At 54.9% G+C, this 20,168-nt stretch carries 21 protein-coding genes; 16 read left to right on the top strand and 5 right to left on the bottom strand.

Annotated elements, in window-relative coordinates; all coding sequences use genetic code 11:
- The first annotated feature begins 51 nt into the window (after window positions 1–51).
- From ACSEXW_RS11520 to ACSEXW_RS11555, 8 genes are all read left to right on the top strand, one after another.
- A complete protein-coding gene (locus ACSEXW_RS11520) occupies window positions 52–1,050 on the top strand; it encodes a ketopantoate reductase family protein (RefSeq protein ID WP_438446289.1) in 999 nt (332 codons plus the stop codon).
- Entirely contained in the window at window positions 1,022–1,405 is a 384-nt protein-coding gene (locus tag ACSEXW_RS11525) for a DUF3397 family protein (protein ID WP_438446290.1), read from the top strand. Before ACSEXW_RS11520 ends, ACSEXW_RS11525 begins: the two co-directional genes overlap by 29 nt.
- A gap of 40 nt (window positions 1,406–1,445) precedes the next feature.
- The gene (locus tag ACSEXW_RS11530; protein ID WP_438446291.1) at window positions 1,446–1,718 is read left to right on the top strand and encodes a late competence development ComFB family protein; all 273 of its coding nucleotides are present in this window, start codon (window positions 1,446–1,448) and stop codon (window positions 1,716–1,718) included.
- Between the two features lie 500 nt (window positions 1,719–2,218).
- Window positions 2,219–3,880, top strand: coding sequence for a peptide ABC transporter substrate-binding protein (locus tag ACSEXW_RS11535; protein ID WP_438446292.1), 1,662 nt, complete (start codon window positions 2,219–2,221; stop codon window positions 3,878–3,880).
- Window positions 3,881–3,978: 98 nt separating this feature from the next.
- Entirely contained in the window at window positions 3,979–4,911 is a 933-nt protein-coding gene (locus tag ACSEXW_RS11540) for an ABC transporter permease (protein ID WP_438446293.1), read from the top strand.
- Window positions 4,912–4,914: 3 nt separating this feature from the next.
- Window positions 4,915–5,835, top strand: coding sequence for an ABC transporter permease (locus tag ACSEXW_RS11545; RefSeq protein ID WP_438446294.1), 921 nt, complete (start codon window positions 4,915–4,917; stop codon window positions 5,833–5,835).
- A gap of 12 nt (window positions 5,836–5,847) precedes the next feature.
- Window positions 5,848–6,879, top strand: coding sequence for an ABC transporter ATP-binding protein (locus tag ACSEXW_RS11550; protein WP_438446295.1), 1,032 nt, complete (start codon window positions 5,848–5,850; stop codon window positions 6,877–6,879).
- Window positions 6,872–7,825 carry an ABC transporter ATP-binding protein gene (locus ACSEXW_RS11555; RefSeq protein WP_438446296.1) on the top strand — a complete coding sequence of 318 codons (954 nt, stop codon included), beginning with the start codon at window positions 6,872–6,874 and terminating at the stop codon, window positions 7,823–7,825. The genes ACSEXW_RS11550 and ACSEXW_RS11555 overlap by 8 nt, the downstream gene beginning before the upstream one ends.
- A gap of 63 nt (window positions 7,826–7,888) precedes the next feature.
- Here ACSEXW_RS11555 and ACSEXW_RS11560 read toward each other — a convergent pair whose 3' ends face one another.
- Genes ACSEXW_RS11560 through ACSEXW_RS11575 form a run of 4 tightly spaced genes read right to left on the bottom strand, consistent with a single transcriptional unit; the run spans window position 7,889 to window position 12,280 of the window.
- The gene (locus ACSEXW_RS11560) at window positions 7,889–8,371 is read right to left on the bottom strand and encodes an AbrB/MazE/SpoVT family DNA-binding domain-containing protein (RefSeq protein WP_438446297.1); all 483 of its coding nucleotides are present in this window, start codon (window positions 8,369–8,371) and stop codon (window positions 7,889–7,891) included.
- A complete protein-coding gene (locus tag ACSEXW_RS11565) occupies window positions 8,371–9,303 on the bottom strand; it encodes a polyprenyl synthetase family protein (RefSeq protein WP_438446298.1) in 933 nt (310 codons plus the stop codon). Before ACSEXW_RS11565 ends, ACSEXW_RS11560 begins: the two co-directional genes overlap by 1 nt.
- Window positions 9,288–9,962, bottom strand: a complete 675-nt coding sequence (locus ACSEXW_RS11570) for a response regulator transcription factor (RefSeq protein WP_438446299.1) — start codon at window positions 9,960–9,962, stop codon at window positions 9,288–9,290. Before ACSEXW_RS11570 ends, ACSEXW_RS11565 begins: the two co-directional genes overlap by 16 nt.
- Window positions 9,959–12,280, bottom strand: a complete 2,322-nt coding sequence (locus tag ACSEXW_RS11575; RefSeq protein WP_438446300.1) for an ATP-binding protein — start codon at window positions 12,278–12,280, stop codon at window positions 9,959–9,961. The genes ACSEXW_RS11570 and ACSEXW_RS11575 overlap by 4 nt, the downstream gene beginning before the upstream one ends.
- Before the next feature lie 74 nt (window positions 12,281–12,354).
- Here ACSEXW_RS11575 and ACSEXW_RS11580 point away from each other — a divergent pair, with 74 nt between their 5' ends.
- The 4 genes from ACSEXW_RS11580 to ACSEXW_RS11595 all read left to right on the top strand — a co-directional run bounded on the left by ACSEXW_RS11580 (window position 12,355) and on the right by ACSEXW_RS11595 (window position 16,025).
- A complete protein-coding gene (locus ACSEXW_RS11580) occupies window positions 12,355–12,537 on the top strand; it encodes a hypothetical protein (protein ID WP_438446301.1) in 183 nt (60 codons plus the stop codon).
- A gap of 203 nt (window positions 12,538–12,740) precedes the next feature.
- Window positions 12,741–12,902 (top strand): sporulation histidine kinase inhibitor Sda, encoded by a 162-nt coding sequence (gene sda, locus ACSEXW_RS11585; RefSeq protein ID WP_438446302.1) that lies wholly within the window; start codon window positions 12,741–12,743, stop codon window positions 12,900–12,902.
- A 178-nt stretch (window positions 12,903–13,080) separates the two neighbouring features.
- Window positions 13,081–14,709, top strand: a complete 1,629-nt coding sequence (gene bshC, locus ACSEXW_RS11590) for a bacillithiol biosynthesis cysteine-adding enzyme BshC (RefSeq protein WP_438446390.1) — start codon at window positions 13,081–13,083, stop codon at window positions 14,707–14,709.
- Between the two features lie 53 nt (window positions 14,710–14,762).
- Window positions 14,763–16,025 carry an adenosylhomocysteinase gene (locus ACSEXW_RS11595; RefSeq protein WP_438446303.1) on the top strand — a complete coding sequence of 421 codons (1,263 nt, stop codon included), beginning with the start codon at window positions 14,763–14,765 and terminating at the stop codon, window positions 16,023–16,025.
- A gap of 72 nt (window positions 16,026–16,097) precedes the next feature.
- Here the strand turns inward: ACSEXW_RS11595 and ACSEXW_RS11600 are convergent, their stop codons facing one another.
- Window positions 16,098–16,670, bottom strand: coding sequence for a nitroreductase family protein (locus tag ACSEXW_RS11600; RefSeq protein ID WP_438446304.1), 573 nt, complete (start codon window positions 16,668–16,670; stop codon window positions 16,098–16,100).
- 218 nt (window positions 16,671–16,888) lie between these two features.
- Between ACSEXW_RS11600 and ACSEXW_RS11605 the strand changes: the two genes are divergently transcribed.
- The 4 genes from ACSEXW_RS11605 to ftsL all read left to right on the top strand — a co-directional run bounded on the left by ACSEXW_RS11605 (window position 16,889) and on the right by ftsL (window position 20,145).
- Window positions 16,889–17,998, top strand: coding sequence for a DUF4349 domain-containing protein (locus ACSEXW_RS11605; protein WP_438446305.1), 1,110 nt, complete (start codon window positions 16,889–16,891; stop codon window positions 17,996–17,998).
- A 171-nt stretch (window positions 17,999–18,169) separates the two neighbouring features.
- On the top strand, window positions 18,170–18,601 hold the full coding sequence (mraZ, locus tag ACSEXW_RS11610; RefSeq protein ID WP_438446306.1) for a division/cell wall cluster transcriptional repressor MraZ: 432 nt from the start codon (window positions 18,170–18,172) through the stop codon (window positions 18,599–18,601).
- Between the two features lie 156 nt (window positions 18,602–18,757).
- Entirely contained in the window at window positions 18,758–19,732 is a 975-nt protein-coding gene (gene rsmH / locus ACSEXW_RS11615; protein ID WP_438446307.1) for a 16S rRNA (cytosine(1402)-N(4))-methyltransferase RsmH, read from the top strand.
- The gene (ftsL, locus tag ACSEXW_RS11620) at window positions 19,732–20,145 is read left to right on the top strand and encodes a cell division protein FtsL (protein WP_438446308.1); all 414 of its coding nucleotides are present in this window, start codon (window positions 19,732–19,734) and stop codon (window positions 20,143–20,145) included. Before rsmH ends, ftsL begins: the two co-directional genes overlap by 1 nt.
- Window positions 20,146–20,168: the final 23 nt, after the last annotated feature.

The following is a 20,168-nucleotide window of genomic DNA, read 5'->3' on the forward strand; positions in this document are numbered from 1 at the left end:
TTTGGAAGAGGGCGGCTCTCATGCTATATTGGAGATAGAGGATGTGATGCCGTGCGAATCGATTGTATCGGAGGGGGCTCCATCGGCTTGCTGCTGGCCTCGAAGCTGGCGGCGGCAGGAGCAACGATCAGAGTGGTAACCCGGTCGGAGGAGCAGGCGAGCCGAATTGCCGGTTCCGGGCTGACGATCCGGGAAGGGGGCCGCCACAATCATACGGAGGCGGATTCCGTATCTATTGCGTCCTATTCCGGCGGGCCCGGGGCGGGTATTCCACGGCCGGATTGGATCCTGCTGGCGGTCAAACAGAAGGATATCACGGACGAGCTGATCCGAAGCCTTTCCATGTGGTGCGGGCCGGGTACGTCCATATGCTGCTTTCAGAACGGGATCGGACATGTGGACAAGCTGCGTGCCGCAGCTGTTGCCGCACCCGTCTATGCAGCCGTGACGACGGAAGGGGCCAGGAGAACAGAGCTTCATGCCGTGGACCACACGGGCAGCGGCAAGACTTGGATCGGCGAGCCTGGCGGTAAGGTCCGAGAGCCGGAACAGCTCCGTTCACTCTTGAGCATCCTGGTTCGGGCAGGATTTGAAGCGGAATTGTCGAATTCCATTGATAGAGAGATATGGAACAAACTGATCATCAATACCGTCATTAATCCAGTCACGGCACTGTTGGGCGTCCCGAACGGGAGGCTGCTGGATTCCACTGATGCTCTGGCGCTGATGCGGTCACTGTTCCAGGAGGCGTCCGGCGTGGCGGAGGTTTTGGGAATCGGGATTGCAGACGACCTGTGGGAGCGCCTCTTGGCAGTATGCCGGGCAACGGAGCGGAATCGATCCTCCATGCTGCAGGATATGGAGGCGGGAAGGCGGACGGAGCTGGAATGGCTCAACGGCAGCCTGCTCCGGGTGGCCGGCCGGCTGGGACTGGATCTTCCGGTTCACGGGGCGGTATACCGTCTGGTACGGTGCAGGGAATCCTGGAATGAGTGCACAGCAGGAACGGAGGGATCAAGCGATGACAGCCCTATTAATGACATGGTATGAGGGGCTGGCGGCGTATCCGTTCGTAACCTTCGGAGGAATTTGGATCGCGGCCTATCTGATCCGCCGGAACAAGAGAACGGCAACGCGGTCGGCCATGGACTTGTCTTTCTTCATCATGATCGGATCTGTTTCCGGTCTGCTTAATGTCTTGACGGGCGGCAAGTGGGGCTTCTGGCTACTGCTCTTCGTCATCCTGACGGCGGCGGGCTTGAAGGGAAGGGAGCTCGAAAACCGTTCGGGCCGGCTGGACCCGGCTGCTCTGTTCAGGTGGATCAGCAGGCCGGGCTTCCTTGTCTTAAGCGTGCTGTACGTCCTTCTGTGGCTGGTGCATCTGGCCACGGAATATACGTTATAACCGTACGCAGACTTAATTTATAATAGAAGGAGCGGATGTCATGCAAGTCCATAATCTGATGGAAGACATTGTGAAGAGCTGCCTGAAGGAGCTGATGAACCACAGAGCCGACCTGGCCGACTGCGGGGAGAGCAGTCAGGCGGATATTATGGCGATCGTGCTGAACGCTCTGCCTCCCCGATATGTCTCAACGGACAAAGGGGAGATGTTCGCCAAAACACAGCTCCGTGCCCAGGTGGAGACGGATGTGTACCGGGAGCTCTCGCTTGCGATCGATAAGGTAATGAAGTATACTAGACCCTCGGACTTCTGAAATGAAGGATATGGGAAAGTCCCTGGGAGAGGGCTTATCTTGCATAAGCTCTCTTTTTTTTGTATAAATATTAAAACTGCCATTCCAGACGGTACGAGAGTGATCGCGCTTACAGCGATTTGTAAATGTTTCCGTCAAAAAATCGTAGATTTTATTAACCAGTGGTTGTATAATTGAAAAAGGTTATATCCGGTAAGAATCTGCAAAAACTATATTTATCGGATTGTTGCAAAATTGTGAAAAACAACCCGATTTCGTGTAAAGATTGTGAAAAATAAGTTTACACACTCTTCAATATGTGTTAAATATAATGACATGGAAAATATTCGTGTTAGTATATCTGACATAAACAAACAAGCGTCCCGGATGGATTTGTATTTAACCGGTGTACAAATGTTCACGAATTAGGGCTAATGGTGTGACGATTGTCACTGCTGTACACTTGTCATGCCTTTACCATAAAAAACAATTCTACATATTTATCAAAGGGAGGGTATTCCATGAACTTCAAGAAAGTTCTCATCACCGCGTTTGCGTTCACCCTTGCGGCGACCGCAGCCGGTTGTGGCAAATCTGACAGCGAAGAAAAGGCTCCGGCCGACACTTCCGCTGCACCGAAAGCGGCTCAAGAAATCAAGATCAACATGAGTGCCGATCCGCCTGCTCTGGACGTATCCAAAGCAACGGCCAACGCTTCCTTCACCATCATCGCGGCGGTGAACGAAGGTCTGTACCGTCTCGACAAGGATCTGAAGGCTACTCCGGGTCTTGCAAAAGAAATGCCCAAGGTTTCGGCCGATGGTCTGACCTACACCATCACCCTGAAGGACAATCTGACCTATGCTGACGGCACTCCGCTGAAAGCTCAGGATTTCGTATACTCTTACCTCCGCACTTTGAATCCGGCTACCAAAGCTCAATACAGCTTCTTCCTGGAGTGGATCAAGGGCGGTAAAGAACTGCACGCCGCTAAGGACCAAGCTGAGTTCGACTCCCTGAAGAAGAACTTCGGCGTCGTAGCCAAGGATGACAAGACCTTGGAGATCACTCTTACCCAACCGAAAGGCTTCTTCACCGAGCTCCTGGCGTTCTGTACCTTCTTCCCGCAAAGTGAAGCTTTCGTAACGAAACAAGGCGAGAAGAACGGCGCAGACGCACCCAACGTTCTGGGCGCAGGTCCGTTCAAGCTCCAAAGCTGGGATCATGAGCAGAAGCTGGTTCTGGTAAAGAACGACAAATATTGGGATGCTGCCAATGTAAAGCTGAGCAAGGTTACCGTAAACGTGGTTAAAGACCCGCAAACCGGTGTGAACCTGTTCGAATCCAAGGAAGCCGACTTGACGCTGCTCCGCGGCGACACTGTCTCCATGTATAACGGCAAGCCGGAATACACCATTAAGAAGGAACTGACCAACTCTTACGTTCAGTTCCAGACTAAGAAGTTCCCGGCCTTCAACAACACCAAGATTCGTCAAGCTCTGTCGATGGCGATCGACCGCAAACCGCTGGTTGACACCATCCTGAAGAACGGCTCCACTCCTTCCACCGGCTTTGTACCGAACGGTACATTGGACGGCAACGGCGGCGACTTCCGTAAAGCAGCAGGCGACACTCAACCGGCGTTCGATGCTGCTAAAGCTAAGACTTTGCTGGCTGAAGGTCTGAAAGAGTTGAACATGACTGCACTGCCTAAGTTCAGTCTGATGGCGGATGATTCCGACGCAGGCAAGAAGACCATCGAGTACATCTTGGCACAATGGAAGCAAAATCTTGGGGTTGAAGCAACAAGCCAGCCGGTTCCGCACGAATTGCGTGTCGACAAGCAGCACAAGCATGACTTCGAAGCTCTGCTTGCTCTGTGGGGTGCTGACTACAACGATCCGATGACCTTCCTTGATATGTGGATTACAGGCGGCGAATTCAATGATAACGATTGGTCCAACGCCGAGTATGACGCCTTGGTGAAGGGCGCCGACAAGGAAAGCGACCGTGCGAAACGCGCTAAGATGCTGGTTGACGCAGAGAAGATTCTGATGAAGGAACTTCCGGTCTCCACACTGTACTTCCGTAACCAAGTTTATGCGAAGCGTACCAACATCGATGGACTCATTCTTCCGCCGTACGGCCAAGAGTGGGAACTGAAATGGACTTCCGTGAAATAAGCAGTTCCAATAATAGAAGATTTGCATGAACATGGAAGAGGCCGTTCCTGATCAGGACGAACGGCCTCTTCTCATGATTACGTAAAAGGAGGTGCCGCATGCTTAAGTATACAATACGGCGTATCATCTACATGTTCATTACATTGTGGCTCATCACGACGTTAACTTTCGTCTTGATGAAATGCTTGCCGGGGGATCCCTTCGGTGAGGCCTCCGCAAAGATGACTGACGCCCAACGTAAAATTTTGATGACCCAATATGGCTTAGATAAACCCATGTGGGAGCAGTATGTGAAGTACATCGGTGACGTGGCAAAAGGTGATTTGGGGGTATCATTCCAATTCCCGGCCCATACGGTCACGGATAAGATCAAGCAAGCATTCCCGGCTTCATTGGAGTTAGGCTTGTGGGCCATTACAATTGCTATTATTATCGGGTTATCGCTTGGAATTATTGCAGCCTTGAACCATAATAAAGCAGCGGATTACGGAGCTATGCTGACGGCGGTTATCGGGGTGTCGATTCCGTCCTTTGTTCTTGGTCCGATTCTGTCGTATTTTGTTGGCGTTAAACTAGGGTGGCTTCCGCCAGGCTTGTGGAACGGTCCTGAACACCGAGTTTTGCCAGCCATTGCCCTGTCTTTCGGCACGATGGCACAGTTGGCCCGTATGATGAGAACCTCCATGCTGGACGTGCTGAACCAAGATTACATCAAGACGGCCAAGGCTAAGGGCTTATCTCGAAGAACGACGGTTTTCCGCCATACGCTTCGGAATGCAATCTTGCCGGTTATCACGATTTTGGGTCCCATATTTGTAAACCTTATCACGGGTACACTGGTTGTCGAACGGATCTTCTCCGTTCCTGGACTCGGCACCCACTTCGTGCAGTCCATTTATTCCAATGACTACACCATGATTGCGGGATTGACCATTTTCTACTCGGCCATTCTTGTAATCGTGATCTTCTTAACGGATATTCTGTACGGATTCATTGATCCCCGGATCCGTTTGGCGAAAGGGAGGAAATAATCGATGGAGATCTTGTCGCCCAAAGACAGATTTAAACCGATCGAGCAGGGCTTGCTCTCACAAGATAAAATCGTGCGCCCTTCCTTAACCTATTGGCAGGATGCGTGGAGACGGCTTAAGAAAAATAAACTGGCGATGTCCGGTTTGATCATATTGATCGTTCTTACGATCATGGCGATTGTCATGCCTTTCTTCTCCTCTTACCAATACGATGTGCAGGATTACAACAATGTAAATTTGAGACCCAATAGTGACCATTGGTTCGGAACCGATGATTTTGGTAGGGATCTGTGGACGCGCGTATGGTGGGGCACCCGGATTTCATTGTTCATCGGTATCGTAGCAGCTATCATTGATCTTGTAGTTGGTGTGATCTACGGAGGCATCTCCGCTTATTACGGCGGACGTGTGGACAACGTTATGCAGCGTTTTGCCGAGATCATCTATTCCATTCCCTATCTGATCATCGCTATTCTCTTGATCATGGTATTGGGAGCGGGCATCAACTCCATCATTATCGCTTATGCCTTAACCGGATGGGTGCCGATGTCCCGTTTGGTCCGCGGTTCCTTGCTCGCCTTGAAGGAGCAGGAGTTCGTCATGGCCGCCCGTTCTCTGGGAGCCAGCGCGTCCCGGATCATCTTCCGCCACTTGATCCCGAACTCTCTCGGCATCATTATTGTACAGATCACATTCGTCGTGCCTTCGGCGATTTTCTTCGAAGCATTCTTGAGCTTCATCGGTCTGGGTGTCAAGCCGCCGCTGGCTTCCTTGGGAACCTTGATGAACGACGGTGCGCTGTCCATGCGACTGCATCCGCACCGGCTGCTGTTCCCGACCGCGGTATTCAGCTTGATCCTGCTCAGCTTCAACATGCTGGGTGACGGCCTGCGGGATGCTCTTGATCCCAAAATGCGTAAGTAAGGAGGGGAAAACATGAGCGAAAACATATTGGAAGTCAAGGATCTCAAGGTTTCTTTCTCCACTTATGCGGGAGAGGTCCAAGCGGTCCGCGGCGTTTCCTTTAGCCTGAAGAAGGGTGAGGTTCTGGCCATCGTGGGTGAATCCGGCTGCGGCAAGTCCGTTACGGCCCAAACCATCATGCGCTTGATCCCCACCCCTCCGAGCGTCATCAAGAAGGGCAGCAGTATTCTGTTCGATGGCAGCAAAGAGATCACGAAGATGTCCAATCGGGAGATGGAGAAGATCCGCGGCTCCGAGATGGGCATGATCTTCCAGGACCCGATGACGTCCTTGAACCCGACGATGACCATCGGCGTTCAGATCGCCGAAACCTTGATCAAGCACCAGAACATGTCCAAAAGCGCAGCTACGGCCCGTGCTGTGGAGCTGCTCGGCTTGGTTGGTATCTCCAATCCGGAAGGTCGGGTGAAGCAGTATCCTCATGAACTGTCCGGCGGTATGCGCCAGCGGGTCATGATCGCCATCGCCCTGGCGTGCAATCCGAAGCTCTTGATCGCCGATGAACCGACGACGGCTCTCGACGTGACGATCCAAGCTCAGATCATTGAGCTCATGAAGAAGCTTCAGGAGAAAACCGGCTCTTCCATTATTCTGATTACCCATGACCTGGGCGTCGTTGCCGATATGGCACAGCGTGTCGTTGTCATGTACGCAGGCAAAGTGGTGGAGCAGGGAACATTGGATGATATATTCTATCATTCGGAGCATCCGTATACATGGGGCCTGCTGCGCTCCGTTCCCCGTCTGGACCAGAATTCCGATGAGGATCTGGTGCCGATTCCGGGTACGCCGCCGGATCTGTTCGCACCGCCCAAAGGCTGTGCGTTCGCGGCCCGCTGTCCATATGCCATGGAAGTATGCATAAGCGAGGACCCCGAGCATACCACGATCTCGTCGAGCCACAGCGCAGCATGCTGGCTCTTGCATCCGGATGCGCCTAAGATTGAGAAGCCTATCGAGGCGGGAGGTCGCAGCCATGTCTGAGCATATCCTGGAAGTCAAGAACCTGAAGAAGCACTTTGACGTCGGCGGCGGCAGGCTTCTGAAGGCGGTTGACGGCATCAACTTTGCCATCAAACGCGGAGAAACCTTCGGCCTCGTCGGCGAGTCCGGCTGTGGCAAGTCTACAGCAGGCCGCACCATTATTCGTCTGTATGAAGCCACCTCCGGCGAGGTGCTCTTCAACGGAGAGAATATCTACAAGCTGAAGGGCGACAGCCTCAAGAAATTCAACCGCAGCATGCAGATGGTATTCCAGGATCCGTATGCATCCTTGAATCCCCGCATGACCATCGAGAATATTATTGGTGAAGGCATTGATATTCACGGCTTGGCATCCGGCAAGGAACGCCGCGAGCGGATCTATAAGCTGCTTCGTGACGTAGGCTTGAACGAAGAGCACGCTGGGCGATTCCCCCATGAATTCTCCGGCGGTCAACGTCAGCGGATCGGGATTGCGCGTGCCTTGGCGATCGAACCCCAATTTATCATTGCGGATGAACCGATCTCCGCCTTGGACGTATCCGTACAGGCCCAAGTGGTGAATCTGTTCAAGAAACTGCAGCGTGAGCGCGGTTTGACTTATTTGTTCATTGCCCATGACCTGGCCATGGTGAAGCACATTTCGGACCGGATCGGCGTCATGTACCTCGGGAAGATGATGGAGGTCACCACCTCCGAGATGCTGTACGCAAAGCCGCTTCATCCGTATACCGAGTCTCTGCTGTCTGCGATTCCGATTCCGGATCCGGAAGTCGAGCGCCAAAGAGAGCGGATCATTCTAGAAGGCGAGGTTCCGAGCCCGCTGAATCCGCCTAGCGGCTGTCCGTTCCGGACGCGCTGCCCGAAAGCGATGAAGCAGTGCGCCGAGTCCATGCCCGAGATGAAAGAAGTCGAGCCGGGACACTTTACCGCTTGCCATTTGTACTAATCCTAACCCGTATATAACGAACACCCCCCATGCCATCGGCATGGGGGGTGTTCGTTATATATGTCACTCGCGGGCCAGTGGACGTTCGTGAATCAGCTTCATCAGCTGACTGATGCGGCCTTGGGAAACGCCCAGCTTCTCCGCCAACCGCTTCTGGCGAATATCGGGCTCTTCCGCCAGTGCCTGCTCCAGTGCGGCGAGCAGCTCCTCCTGCTTCCTACGGCGAACCTTCATGGTTGACGTTTCCTGGGAGATGCTGGCCTTCTGTGGCTGCTCCGTTCGATTAGGAGTCCCGGCATTATTGACAGCGTCCTTCCCGCAGGAGCGGCAGATAAATTGGTTCTTAAAGAAGACCAGATCATCTGTGGTCTGGCAGAACATGCAGCAGGTGGTGCGGTACTTGCGGAGCATCAAGGTATGCTCCTCGACGAAGAATTCCAATGCGTCTTCTTCGCGTATCCCTAACAATTCACGGGTTTCCTTCGGTATGACGACCCTTCCTAGCGGGTCCAAAAGCCGGACGATACCGGTCGTTCTGTTGCTCATCAAACTTCCTCCTTTGTGTTCTCATTCGCATCGCCGCGAGGAGCATAAGCTGCATTCCGAAATGCTTCTTTCCATGGAGACAACGCATCCAACTGTTGGAACAGACGGTCGGCATGATCTATATGAAGGGCTTGAATAACCCGGGAATATTCGATGCTGCCGGATTGCTGGATGAATTCGAGAACCTCCGGACGATGCCGCTCGAAGGTGTCCCGGTCCATGCGTCCGCTGTAATAGTCGGATAGAGCAAGACAATCCTGTTCGGCCGTTTCCAGGGCGAATAAGAGAGGGAGCGTTCGTTTCTTCAGCAGAACGTCACTTTTTTCATCCATGCGGATGGCATCCCGAAGGTCATTATCCAGTTGGGCGATCACTCCGATCAAGGAAGCCAATTGATCCAACTGCTCCTGCTTCGCGGACTCCAGGCCGGGAATGAGGCTATAGCCCATGAGACAGGCGAAGCGGATCAAGGAGCCGGACTTGCGCGATACCATGTCCAGAACATCCTGCTCCGTCTCGGCCGTTCCCTCCAGATCGGTATGTTGTCCGCTGATGGAGAGGGAGAGCAGTTTGGCGGCTTCCGGTAAGACCGAGGGAGGTGCCGATTCCATAAAGACTGCATGAAGCGCGAGGAGTGCGTTCAGGGTCATCTCCGGAGGACAGGCCATCCAGCTCTTCGACGGGTTGTCACGGTCCTGCAGATCGTCGGCGATGTCATACGCAAGCATCATAAGCTCGGTCAGGGCGGCATTGCGGTAGATTTGCCCCGAATCACCGCCCAGCATGAAGTGGGTCTGGAGCGTGAGGGTGGACCATATGGTGGGCTCCGAACATTTGTCGTCGAGGAAGACACCCAATAACCTGCGAAGCTCTTGGTTAGGGACGCATCGGTCCAACAGGACCTTGCATTCGTCGATCACTCGGGGGTCCATGATCCGTTACCTCCTTGCCCGTGCTCCGAATAATATTTGCTCTGGATGAAAGCCTCTAACGCCTGAACCTTGTTCTTCACGCCGAGCTTCCCATAAATACGCTTCTGATAATTGTCCACGGAGCGTTTGCTGACGTGAATGGCGTCTGCGATCTGCTCAATGGTATCTCCGCGTATGAGCAGCTTCATGATGGTGATCTCATCTTCCGTCAGCTCCCCGTGGGGAACCGGCTGGGTACCGGAGTTGTGGTTCAACCGGTCCATGATAGAGGAAGGAAGGACATGATAGTTCTCCAACACGCATTGGATCAGATGGTGGATGGAGGTGTGGTTGGTTCCCTTGGAGATGACGCCGTGAACTTGAAGCTCAACCAGTGTCGAAGCCAGGTCGGAAACATCCACGCCCGTGAAGATGATGATCCGGATGTCCGGGTACCGGGCTTTGAGCTGTTTGGACACATCCGTACCGGTCATATCGGGGAGCTGGTAATCCAGGAATACCAGATCCGGCTTGTACTGTTCGGCCAGCGCCATACACTCTTCACCGGTATAGGCGATACCGGCGATGACGACGCCTTCGATCTGTTCCAGCAGATTCTTGGATGCCTGAGCCATAAGTGGATGGTCTTCCACGACGAGAGCGGTGGTTATTCGGGTCAAGCCAATTGCTCCTTTCGTATCGGGATGGAGGCTTCCAGTTTCATGCCCCGCCCGGGTGCGGAATCGATCCGGTAGGAGCCCCCCATGGATATGATCCGGCTCTTCATTTGTTCCAGACCGATTCCAGGGCCCCCGATTTCTCCGGTGTTCATCGATTGCGGATCGTAACCGATTCCGTCATCCTCATAGTCCAGTACAATTCCGGAGTAGCCGGCACGCAGAGACAGATGCAGCCGGTCGGCTTTGGAATGCTTCTTGGCATTGTTCAGCAGCTCTTGGATGAGCCGGAACAGGTGACGCTTGGTGTCTGGGTGCTCCTGCTCCAAGTGGGAGGCGCCGGAAACGGTGAATTCGATCTCGAACGGCACGGAGATGGATTCCAGGTCGATGAGCTTGCGGACCGTCTGGACCAGACCGATCTCCTTCAGCAGATAGGGGTGGAGCTCGAAACAGCTTTGGCGCAGATTGGTATTGATGATATCGATGTAATCCATCAGGCCGTCCATGGCTTCCAGATCCTCCTTGCGGAAGCTGTACTTCGTCAGCAGGTTCCGGAGCCGTTCCTTCAGGAAGAACAGGTCCTGCATGGTGGTGTCGTGAAGGTCCGTGGCGATCCGGGACCGCTCCTTCTCCTGCAGCTCGAACATCAGCTTGCGGAACCACGCAATCTCCCCGGCCTCGTGCTCCTCCGGCATATGGGAGGCGAATTGCTCCAGCTTGACCGTAAGCTTCCGGATCAGATGGATATTCTCGAGGCTGACGGCCAGATAGGTGATGATCAGCATCAGCCAATGAATTTCCTCGGAGTTCAGCACGGAACGGTTGTGACGCTCAGACAAGATGAGATAACTGGTAAATTCCTCATGCCGCGTAATCTCGTACAAGGTGTGAGTGGAGCTGGCCGGATTCCATTCCTTCACCAGCCGTCCGGCTTCGGATGGGGAGATATCTCCTTCGCAGATGGCTTCGGTATGGTCCGAATACTTGAAGACGATGGCTCCGCCATTCATTTCGAGGGTGTCGATAATGTCCAGCAGGATGATGTCCTTCATCTCCCGGAGACTGGAGATGGTTCTCAGATTCCGGGAGATATTCTTCAAGGCGATCGTCAGCCGGTACTTCCGGGGGAACATGACCGGCTCCAGCTTCGCGGACAGATTCTCAAGAGAGTATAGAATAAAGGTGATGGATGCCAAAAAAATCAGAAAGACGATTCCCAGTCTTTCATTCGAGGAGCTCTCCGAGAACAGCAGCCGGATCATGGCGGTGAAGACCAGACTCGGCACCAGGGAAATCAGGCCGGTAAACAGGATGCGGCGCATGACCATGTCTATGTCATACAGCTTTTTGGCTACGATCAGGTAAGCAAAGGTTAACGGGAGAATGAAGATGAACAAGCTTGTGTAAACCGAATCGACCCATTCCCGGCCGAAGAGCAGCTGGGGGACGAAGGAGAGCAGCAGGATGGGCGCTAAGGAAAAGATCATGGAAAACGTAACGGTCCGAAGGATCAGAGACAAAAAGTCCTTCCGGTTCCGATACCGGTAAGAGGTCGCGATCAGGATGGAGATGTTGGTCAGCATCCCGATGATCGTAATGGACACGGTGACCATAATCATGTTGCTGTACATCGTATAGGCTGTGGATGGGGGCAACAGGAAGATCAGATAGCTCAGGAAGAAGACCCCGGCCGTGAAGTAGGCCCACGGCAGAAAGCGCAAGGGCAGATGGATCTGGCCCTTCTGCTTCAGGAAGATGGAGATGAAGTGGTAGAAAAAAATGGGCAGCATCACCAGCGCCGTCGAGATCAGCAGCTTGCCCAGCATATCCCCCCGGACGGAAGCCGTCAGAGACATGAAGGCGACGCCGATGTCCACGAATACGGCCGACAAGTAGCTCGAGGAGGCGGAATTCCTCGCCTTCTTCAGCAGGAGGTAGGCAATGATGAAGCTTACGGATTCGGCAGCGAAGGCCACCAGATCGATTACGGCGGGAGTGGGATTCTTGGAGGCTTCATAATGCTGCATGCTGCCTTCCCGCATCACCGTAACGGACCTCGTCTGCTCCAGGCTCTTCCAGCGGAGGACCGATGGAAACTCGCCCGGAGGCTTTTCGTTGATGGCCACGATGGTATCTCCGACCTTCAGCAGCGGATAGGCGACGGAATGTCTGCCGTCAATCCGCGAGACTTTCCACTCGTTATGGTCTTCCGCCACATAAATCCAGTTGATAGGATAGGCAAAAGTCAGATAAAGGAACCAGGTCTGTAAGATTAGCAGCATCGATAGAGCGAAAATGGTAAAAAATTTCCGTTTCAAAGAGGTTTCCCCCTTTATTTTCGACATTATTTAGGCTAAAATGAGAATAACTTACAGAAAAGAGAGGTGATAGTATGCAAATGGTAGCCTGGTCTTCCGATCTGCAGCGTGCAGTCCGTATGGCAAAACAAAATGAAGGACTGCTGAACTCAAAAGAGTTCATGAAATCTCTTGGGTTGACTTCCTCCGAAGAGAGCACTCTCGTAAGTGTCTTCAAGAAAAAAATCAGCGACAGCAAGCAAAAAGCTTGGATCTAAGCTCTTTTACACCTTATTTTACCAAAACAAATAGAGATTGTATATGAAGATCTGGTATCTTCATGTGCAATCTCTTTTTGTTATTTTCTGCATAATCATGCAAATAAAACTTGCACGAGAATGCAGCAAAAATGTGCTGAAAACCCATAATATGACAGATAAAATTAGTTTCGAAAGAGAGATTGATAGGAGTTGGATGTTATATGGCAAGTTTTAGTTCCCTATCGGAGGAAGCGCTGATCCATTGTTACAGAATGGCTGTTAAGCTCAAGCTGGAGCCGGATTTTATCCATCTGGTCTCGAAGGAGCTGGAGAAGAGGAAGCTGCATCTGCAGGAGATCTTGGAGACGGACTGCTCGGTATAAGAACCGGGCGGCATATATAGGAGCGCATCGGAATCCGCCGCAGGGCGGATTCTTTTTTTTGGACGCCTAAGCGGTCAGGAGCTTTGGGATCTTTTGACTAAGCGGGGTGGCATGTGTACAATCGGTTATATGCCCGTAGAGTATATAGGGAACTTGGGGAAGGAGGGCTCCGAACGTGATGCTGAAGGAAGCGTACCGTGCCAAGAGCCAGCCGTTGGCGGAGGATTATGTGAAGGACGAACGTACGGCGAAGGAGCGGTTCGATTATTCACCCTGGAAAGCGGAGGATTGGGAAGCGAGAGCGGATTGGGTCTTGAACGGGGGCTATCCCAGGTCCGACCGTGCCGGGATAAGCCGTATTTTGAAGCTATATAATGAAGAGATGGGCAATACCAGTCCTGCTGCGGCTCGTTCGGCGGAGCTTCTGTCGGATGCGGGTACCCTGGTGGTGGCCGGAGGGCAGCAGGCAGGATTGTTCACCGGCCCGCTGCTGGTCATCCATAAGGCAGTGACCATCATCCGGCTGGCCCGGGAGGCATCGGAGAGGCTAAAGCGTCCCGTCGTCCCGGTGTTCTGGATCGCCGGCGAGGATCACGACTTCGACGAGGTGAACCACTGGTATGCGGCCCGGCCGGAGGGCGGCGTGGAGCGCTGGAGGCTGGAGCACCCCACAGGAGTGCGCACCTCCATCAGCCGTCTTGCGGTTCCGTCCTGGGAAGAAGCTCTCACGAAGATGGATGAGTGGCTGCAGCCCAGCGATTTTAAGCCGGAGCTCTTGCAGCATTTGCATCAATACGCAAGGGAATCGGGTACGCTGACCGAGTTTTTTGCACGGATCATGGCTTGGCTCTTCGGCCGTCACGGACTGCTGCTGTTGGATTCGGACGATCCGAGACTCCGCAGGGAGGAGGCTCCCATGTTCTCGCGGCTACTGGAACACCACGAGACTCTGAACAAAAGGTTCCTGGAGGGAGCCGACCGGGTCCGGTCACTCGGATACGCGCCTCAGGCGGATCAGGCGGAAGGCAATGTGAATCTGTTCGTCTATGACGACCGCGGCGAGCGGGTGCTGCTCCAAGCGGCGGATGGCGTCTATACGGACCGGAAGCTGAGCCTCCGGTTAGACGGGGAAACACTCCGGCAGTGGATCGCCCGCGAGCCGGAGCGCTTCAGCAATAACGTGATGACCCGGCCTATCATGCAGGATTACCTTCTCCCGGTGCTGGCCACCGTACTGGGACCCGGAGAGATCGCCTACTGGGCTCTGACCAAGGAGGCGTTCCACGAATTGGGGATGCGGATGCCTATCGTCGCCCCTCGGCTGGAATTTACCCTCGTTGAAGGGGCCATCCGGAAGAATATGGAGAAGTTCGGCCTTGATTTCACCATGGCCGTGGATCACTATGACGCATTCCGGTCCGAGTGGCTGGCAGGGCAAGGACAGCAGGAGATCGAGGAGCTGTTCGCGGATGTCAGAAGACGCTTCGGCGAGCTGTACGCGCCCGTGGTCGAGCGGGTGTCCGGCTTGAACCCGGGGCTGGCCAAGCTGGCGGAGACGAACCGGCAGAAGATCGCGGAGCAGATCGATTTCCTGCAGGCCAAGGCGGCGGATGCCGTGGAGAGCCAGTTCGCCACGGGGCTCCGCCAGCTGGACCGGATCCGTCTCAGCCTGGCGCCGTTGTCGAAGCCGCAGGAAAGAGTGTATAATGTGTTTGCTTATTTGAACAAGTACGGTAGCGCTTGGCTCGATGAACTGATCGACACGCCTTACGCCTACGACGGCGGACACCGTCTGGTTTATCTGTAATCCGGCAGCCGGTAGTTCCGGAAGGGCCGAATATTTGAAGGAGGCACCACACGATGACGGTTAAAGAGCAAAGCATCATCGCCGACCCGGCCCTTGCGCCGGAAGGGCATCTGAAGATTGATTGGGTAGACGCCCATATGCCGGTGTTGAACCGGATCAAGGAGCAATTCCAGAAGGAGCAGCCCTTCAAGGGTCTGAAGGTTGCCATCTCCCTCCACCTGGAAGCCAAGACCGCCTATCTGGCCAAGGTCGTTCAAGCCGGCGGCGCCGACGTGACCATTACGGGCAGCAATCCGCTCTCCACCCAGGACGACGTCTGTGCGGCCCTCGTAGAGGACGGCATCCGGGTCTATGCCAAGTACAATCCCACGCCGGAGGAGTACAAGGCGCTCCTGATCAAGACGCTGGAGGAAAAGCCGGATCTGATCATCGATGACGGCGGCGACCTGGTGACGATTCTCCACGGCGAGCGTCAGGATCTGCTGGCGCAGGTACGCGGCGGCGCGGAGGAGACGACCACCGGTATTTTGCGGCTCAAGTCGCTGGAGAAGGAAGGCAAGCTGCAGTTCCCGATGGTGGCCGTCAATGATGCGCTGTGCAAATATTTGTTCGACAACCGGTACGGCACCGGACAATCCGTGTGGGACGGCATCAACCGCACCACGAACCTGGTCGTTGCGGGCAAGACGGTCGTCGTCGTCGGCTACGGCTGGTGCGGCAAAGGGGTGGCGATGCGCGCCAAGGGCCTCGGAGCCAAGGTCATCGTGACCGAAATCGACCCGATCAAGGCGATCGAAGCGTACATGGACGGCTTCGAGGTCATGCCGATGATCGAAGCGGCCAAGCACGGCGACTTCTTCGTGACGGTCACCGGCAACCGCGATGTCATCCGGGGCGAGCATTATGCGGTGATGAAGGATGGCGCCATTCTCTCCAATGCCGGCCACTTCGATGTGGAAGTGAACAAGCCGGAGCTGGAAGCGCTGGCCCAATCCGTCCGGACCGTCCGCCGCAATATTGAAGAGTATAAGCTGAAGGACGGCCGCAGCATCTACCTGCTGGCGGAGGGACGTCTGGTGAACCTGGCTGCAGGCGACGGCCATCCGGCGGAAATTATGGATATGACCTTCGCACTTCAAGCCCTGTCTCTGAAGTATGTGAACGACCGGTATGAAGCCATCGGCAAACAAGTCGTAGATGTGCCTCATGAGCTGGATGAGCAGGTTGCACGCTATAAGCTGGCGTCCATGGGCATCGCCATCGATTCCTTAACGAATGAGCAAAAAGCCTATCTGGAGGGCTGGGCCGAGCATTAATCTGCGCCGACCCGACACCAAAAAGGGATGTTCCCACGCGGGGGAGCATCCCTTTTTGTTTTAACGAATCGATTAGAAATCCAACAGCAGGTCTTGAAGCTTCCGCTTCGGCACATGGTGGACTCCGTCGGCGTCGCGCCAATATTTCACATCCCCCGAGTCGCCGATCTCCTCCAGCACGACCCTCTCCTTGGGCTTGCCCAATGCGATGACGACGAGAATCTCGTATCGATCCGGAATGCGCAGATCTTCGGCCAGCCCCTTCTTGTCCACGGCTCCGAACATACAGCCGCCCAATCCCTTCTCGCAGGCTCCCAGCAGGATGCTTTGGCAGGCGATGCCGTGGTCCCAGGAGTAATGGGAGCTGATCTCCTTGTCTCCCAGCATGATGATGTAGGCGGCGGGACGTTCGCCTTCCTCCGGACCGTGCCAATCCTTCAGGTACCCGGCCCAGCGCAGGCGGGGAAAAATCAGTCCGTTGCGCTCTTCTCCGCAAGACAGGATATACTTCAGCGCCTGGAGGTTCCCGCCGCTGGAAGACAGCCTTGCCAGGTCCACCAGCTCTTCCAGCGTTCCCCGGTCCACGGGCACATGCTGCTCGAACCTCCGGTACGTGCGGTTGCTGCGGATCAAATCGTAAATCATGAAGCATCGCTCCTTCCATGCTATGTTTCTCCATTATAAATTCAATCGGTCCTGTGATGAACCGACGGTTGTGTGAACCAGACTGCCCTGCGGATTCTGGCTTCTGCAACATCCCGGCCCCGATTCACGTCGATAAGGGCAGGCAGACCGCAGAAGTCCGGACGTGGATGAAGGAACAGCACCTGCCGGCTGCCTAATGATGATGAGGGGGATATGGTATGGGGGGTACAGAGAGAAAGGTCGCTTGGGGCCGCAGACTGATGCCGGTGCTCTTGGCGGTGCTGCTGTTGGCCGCAGGCTGCTCGGCTGCCAACGATGAGGCGAAATCCGGTGAGGCTGCGGATGCCGTTGCGCCTCAGGCCGGGGCGGCAGCTGCGAAGTCTGAAGTGGCGGGAGCATCGTCCACATCGGCGGATGCCAAGGGGCAAGCCTCGGGAGCGGCGCAGACGCAAGAGAAGCTGCTCGCCGGGGCCGCTGCGCCCGGCATGACGCCGTTGGCCGGCGCGGCGGATGCGGAGGGGCTGAACCGGAAGCTGATCTATAAGGCGAACCTGACGATGAAGGTGAAGGACTACACCAAGGCGCAGGCCGACATCCGGGATCTGACGTCCCAAGCCGGAGGCTACGTGCTTCAATTCACGGAGAACAGCTCCACGAAGGAGCAGGGCGGGCACTTCGTTCTTAAGATTCCTTCCAGCGGATTCTCCTCCTTCCTGAAGGAGCTGGAGAAGATTCCCCACACCAGCCCCCAGCGCAACATGCAGACGCAGGACGTCTCCGAGGAGTATGTGGATCTCGAGGCTCGTCTCAAAGCAAAGCAGGTGCTGGAGGCCCGCTATCTGGAGTTTATGCAGAAGGCGTCCAAGACGGATGAGCTGGTGGCCTTCACCAATGAGCTGGGCAAGATCCAGGAGGAGATCGAACGGATCAAGGGCCGCATGCGTTACATTGACCAGAATGTGGCCTTTAGCACCGTGGAGATCCGGCTCTATCAGCCGGATGGGGTGCTGGCCGAGACACCGGATGAAGGGGATGGCGGCGTGTTGGACCGGGCGGGACATGCGATGGCCGTCAGCCTGCGCTTTTTGTCCACCTTTGCCCAAGGCCTCTTCGTAACGGTGGCAGCAGTGCTGCCGGTTGGGGCTGTAGCTGTGCTGATCGGCATTCCCGTCTGGATGGGTCTCCGCAGAGCGAGAACGAAGCGGGAGAAGCTTCAGGAAGCGGAAAAAACGCGGCGTCTGGAGTACAACCGCCGGCTTGCAGGGGAGGCTCGGGACCGCCAGGATTCCGGCGAGTCCGACAGCGAAAGACAGGGAATCGGGGAGTAAACCGGGGAATCGGATGGTTTTTCCGCGAAGTTTCTAACAAATCCGACAAAAATGAGAGAAAGAATTTTGAAAATCCTGCTAAGCTTAGCAGGATTTTTTGTTTGGGTGGAGAATTCATATAAATTAGTGGTGGAAAGTGGGGCGAAGTGGAGGAAAGGGGGAGAGGGCATCGTGTTTATGGGGGAATACCAGCACACGATCGATGAGAAAGGCCGGATGATCATACCGGCTAAGTTTCGGGAAGCCCTCGGACCCAACTTCGTCGTTACCCGCGGACTGGACCAATGTTTGTTCGTCTACCCCATGGAGGAGTGGGCGGTTCTGGAGCAGAAGCTCAAGACTCTTCCTCTTATGAAGGCGGATGCCCGCGCATTCACCCGGTTTTTTTTCTCCGGGGCGACGGAATGCGAGCTGGACAAACAGGGAAGGGTAAATATACCGAACACGCTGGTAGACCATGCCAAGCTGACCAAGGATTGTGTGGTGCTGGGCGTCTCGAACCGGGTGGAGATCTGGAGCAAGGAGGTTTGGGAATCGTACTTCCAAGCCTCGGAGGAATCGTTTAATGAAATCGCCGAGAAATTGGTCGATTTTAACTTTTAGATGTATTTTCAGGGATGCAGGGGCGGAAGAACAGAGCGGGCAGAAGACCCGGCGGCTTCCGTTCCCGGCATGCCGGCCAACGCACGTGCGCCCTGAGGGAGCCGGAGGCGGAATGGCTCGAGCAAGACCATGATCGTTAAGGGAGGATGCAAGCCGGTGTTTCATCACGTGACGGTTTTAAAAGAAGAAGCGGTCGAGGGTCTGGACATTAAGCCGGATGGAATCTATGTAGACTGCACCTTGGGCGGAGCCGGACACAGTGAACGGATCGCATCCCGGCTGGGACCGGAAGGCCGTTTGATCGGATTGGATCAAGATGATGTGGCGCTGGCTGCTGCCAAGGATCGTTTGGCTCCCTATGGAGATAAAGTTACGCTTGTGAAGACCAACTTCCGCTATCTGGAGCGGGTGCTCCGCGAGCAAGGGGTTCCGGTGAATCCGGAGGGGATTCCCCAGGTGGACGGCATTCTCTTCGATCTTGGAGTGTCATCCCCGCAGCTGGATGAAGCTGAGCGGGGCTTCAGCTACCACCAGGATGCCCCGCTCGACATGCGGATGGATCAGGCCGGAATGCTGACGGCAAGAGAAATCGTAAATGAATGGGACGAAGCGGAGATCGCCAAGATCCTCTTCGAATACGGCGAAGAGAAATTCGCCCGCAGAATCGCCGCCGTCATCGCGAAGACACGGGAGAAGACTCCCATTGAAACGACGGGCCAGCTTGCCGAGCTGGTGAAGGAAGGGATTCCCGCTGCGGCCAGAAGATCGGGCGGCCATCCGGCGAAGAAGAGCTTCCAAGCCATCCGAATCGCAGTGAACGACGAGCTGGGCGTGTTCGAGGATGCTCTTGAGCAAGCCATCCGCTGTGCGAAGCCCGGCGGCCGGATCTCGGTCATCACCTTCCATTCCTTGGAGGACCGGATCTGCAAGATGACCTTTGCCAAATATGTGGAGACGTGTACATGTCCGCCTGATTTTCCGATGTGTGTATGCAAGAAGAAGTCCCTCCTCCGGCTGGTGAACCGTAAGCCCATCGTGCCGGGAGAGGAAGAGCTGGAGAGCAATCAACGGGCTCGATCGTCCAAATTGAGAATTGCCGAGAAACTGCCCATAGAAGGAGATGAAAGATAGTGGCGTCCTATGTACATGGAAATTTGGCGGTGGAGGAGAGACAAGCCCACGCCCCGCGTGTTAAAATCAAGGAGACCCGCAAGGTCGTCTACAAGGCAAGCCGTCTTCCGGTGCAGGAGAAGCTTCTGTATCTCTTCACGGTGCTCCTGTGTGTGGTGGTAGCCGGCACCATCGTTTGGCGGTATGCCCAGATCTATCAGATCAACACCCGGATTCACGAGGTGGAGAAACAGATCACCAAGCTGGAGTCGGAGAACAGCGCCCTGAAGGAGAAGATCTCCAAGATGTCCGATCCGGAGCGTCTTCGCACTGAGATGTCGAAGAACGGCTTGAACGATACGAAGGACAAGGATTCCGTGTGGGTGCCTGCGGGAGCCAAGGGCGGAAACATCGGCGTGGCGTTGAAGCCGTAAGACCAACTACATATGCTTGAAGC

Source organism: Oryzibacillus soli, from assembly GCF_051594765.1.
GTDB lineage: Bacteria > Bacillota > Bacilli > Paenibacillales > NBRC-103111 > Paenibacillus_AR.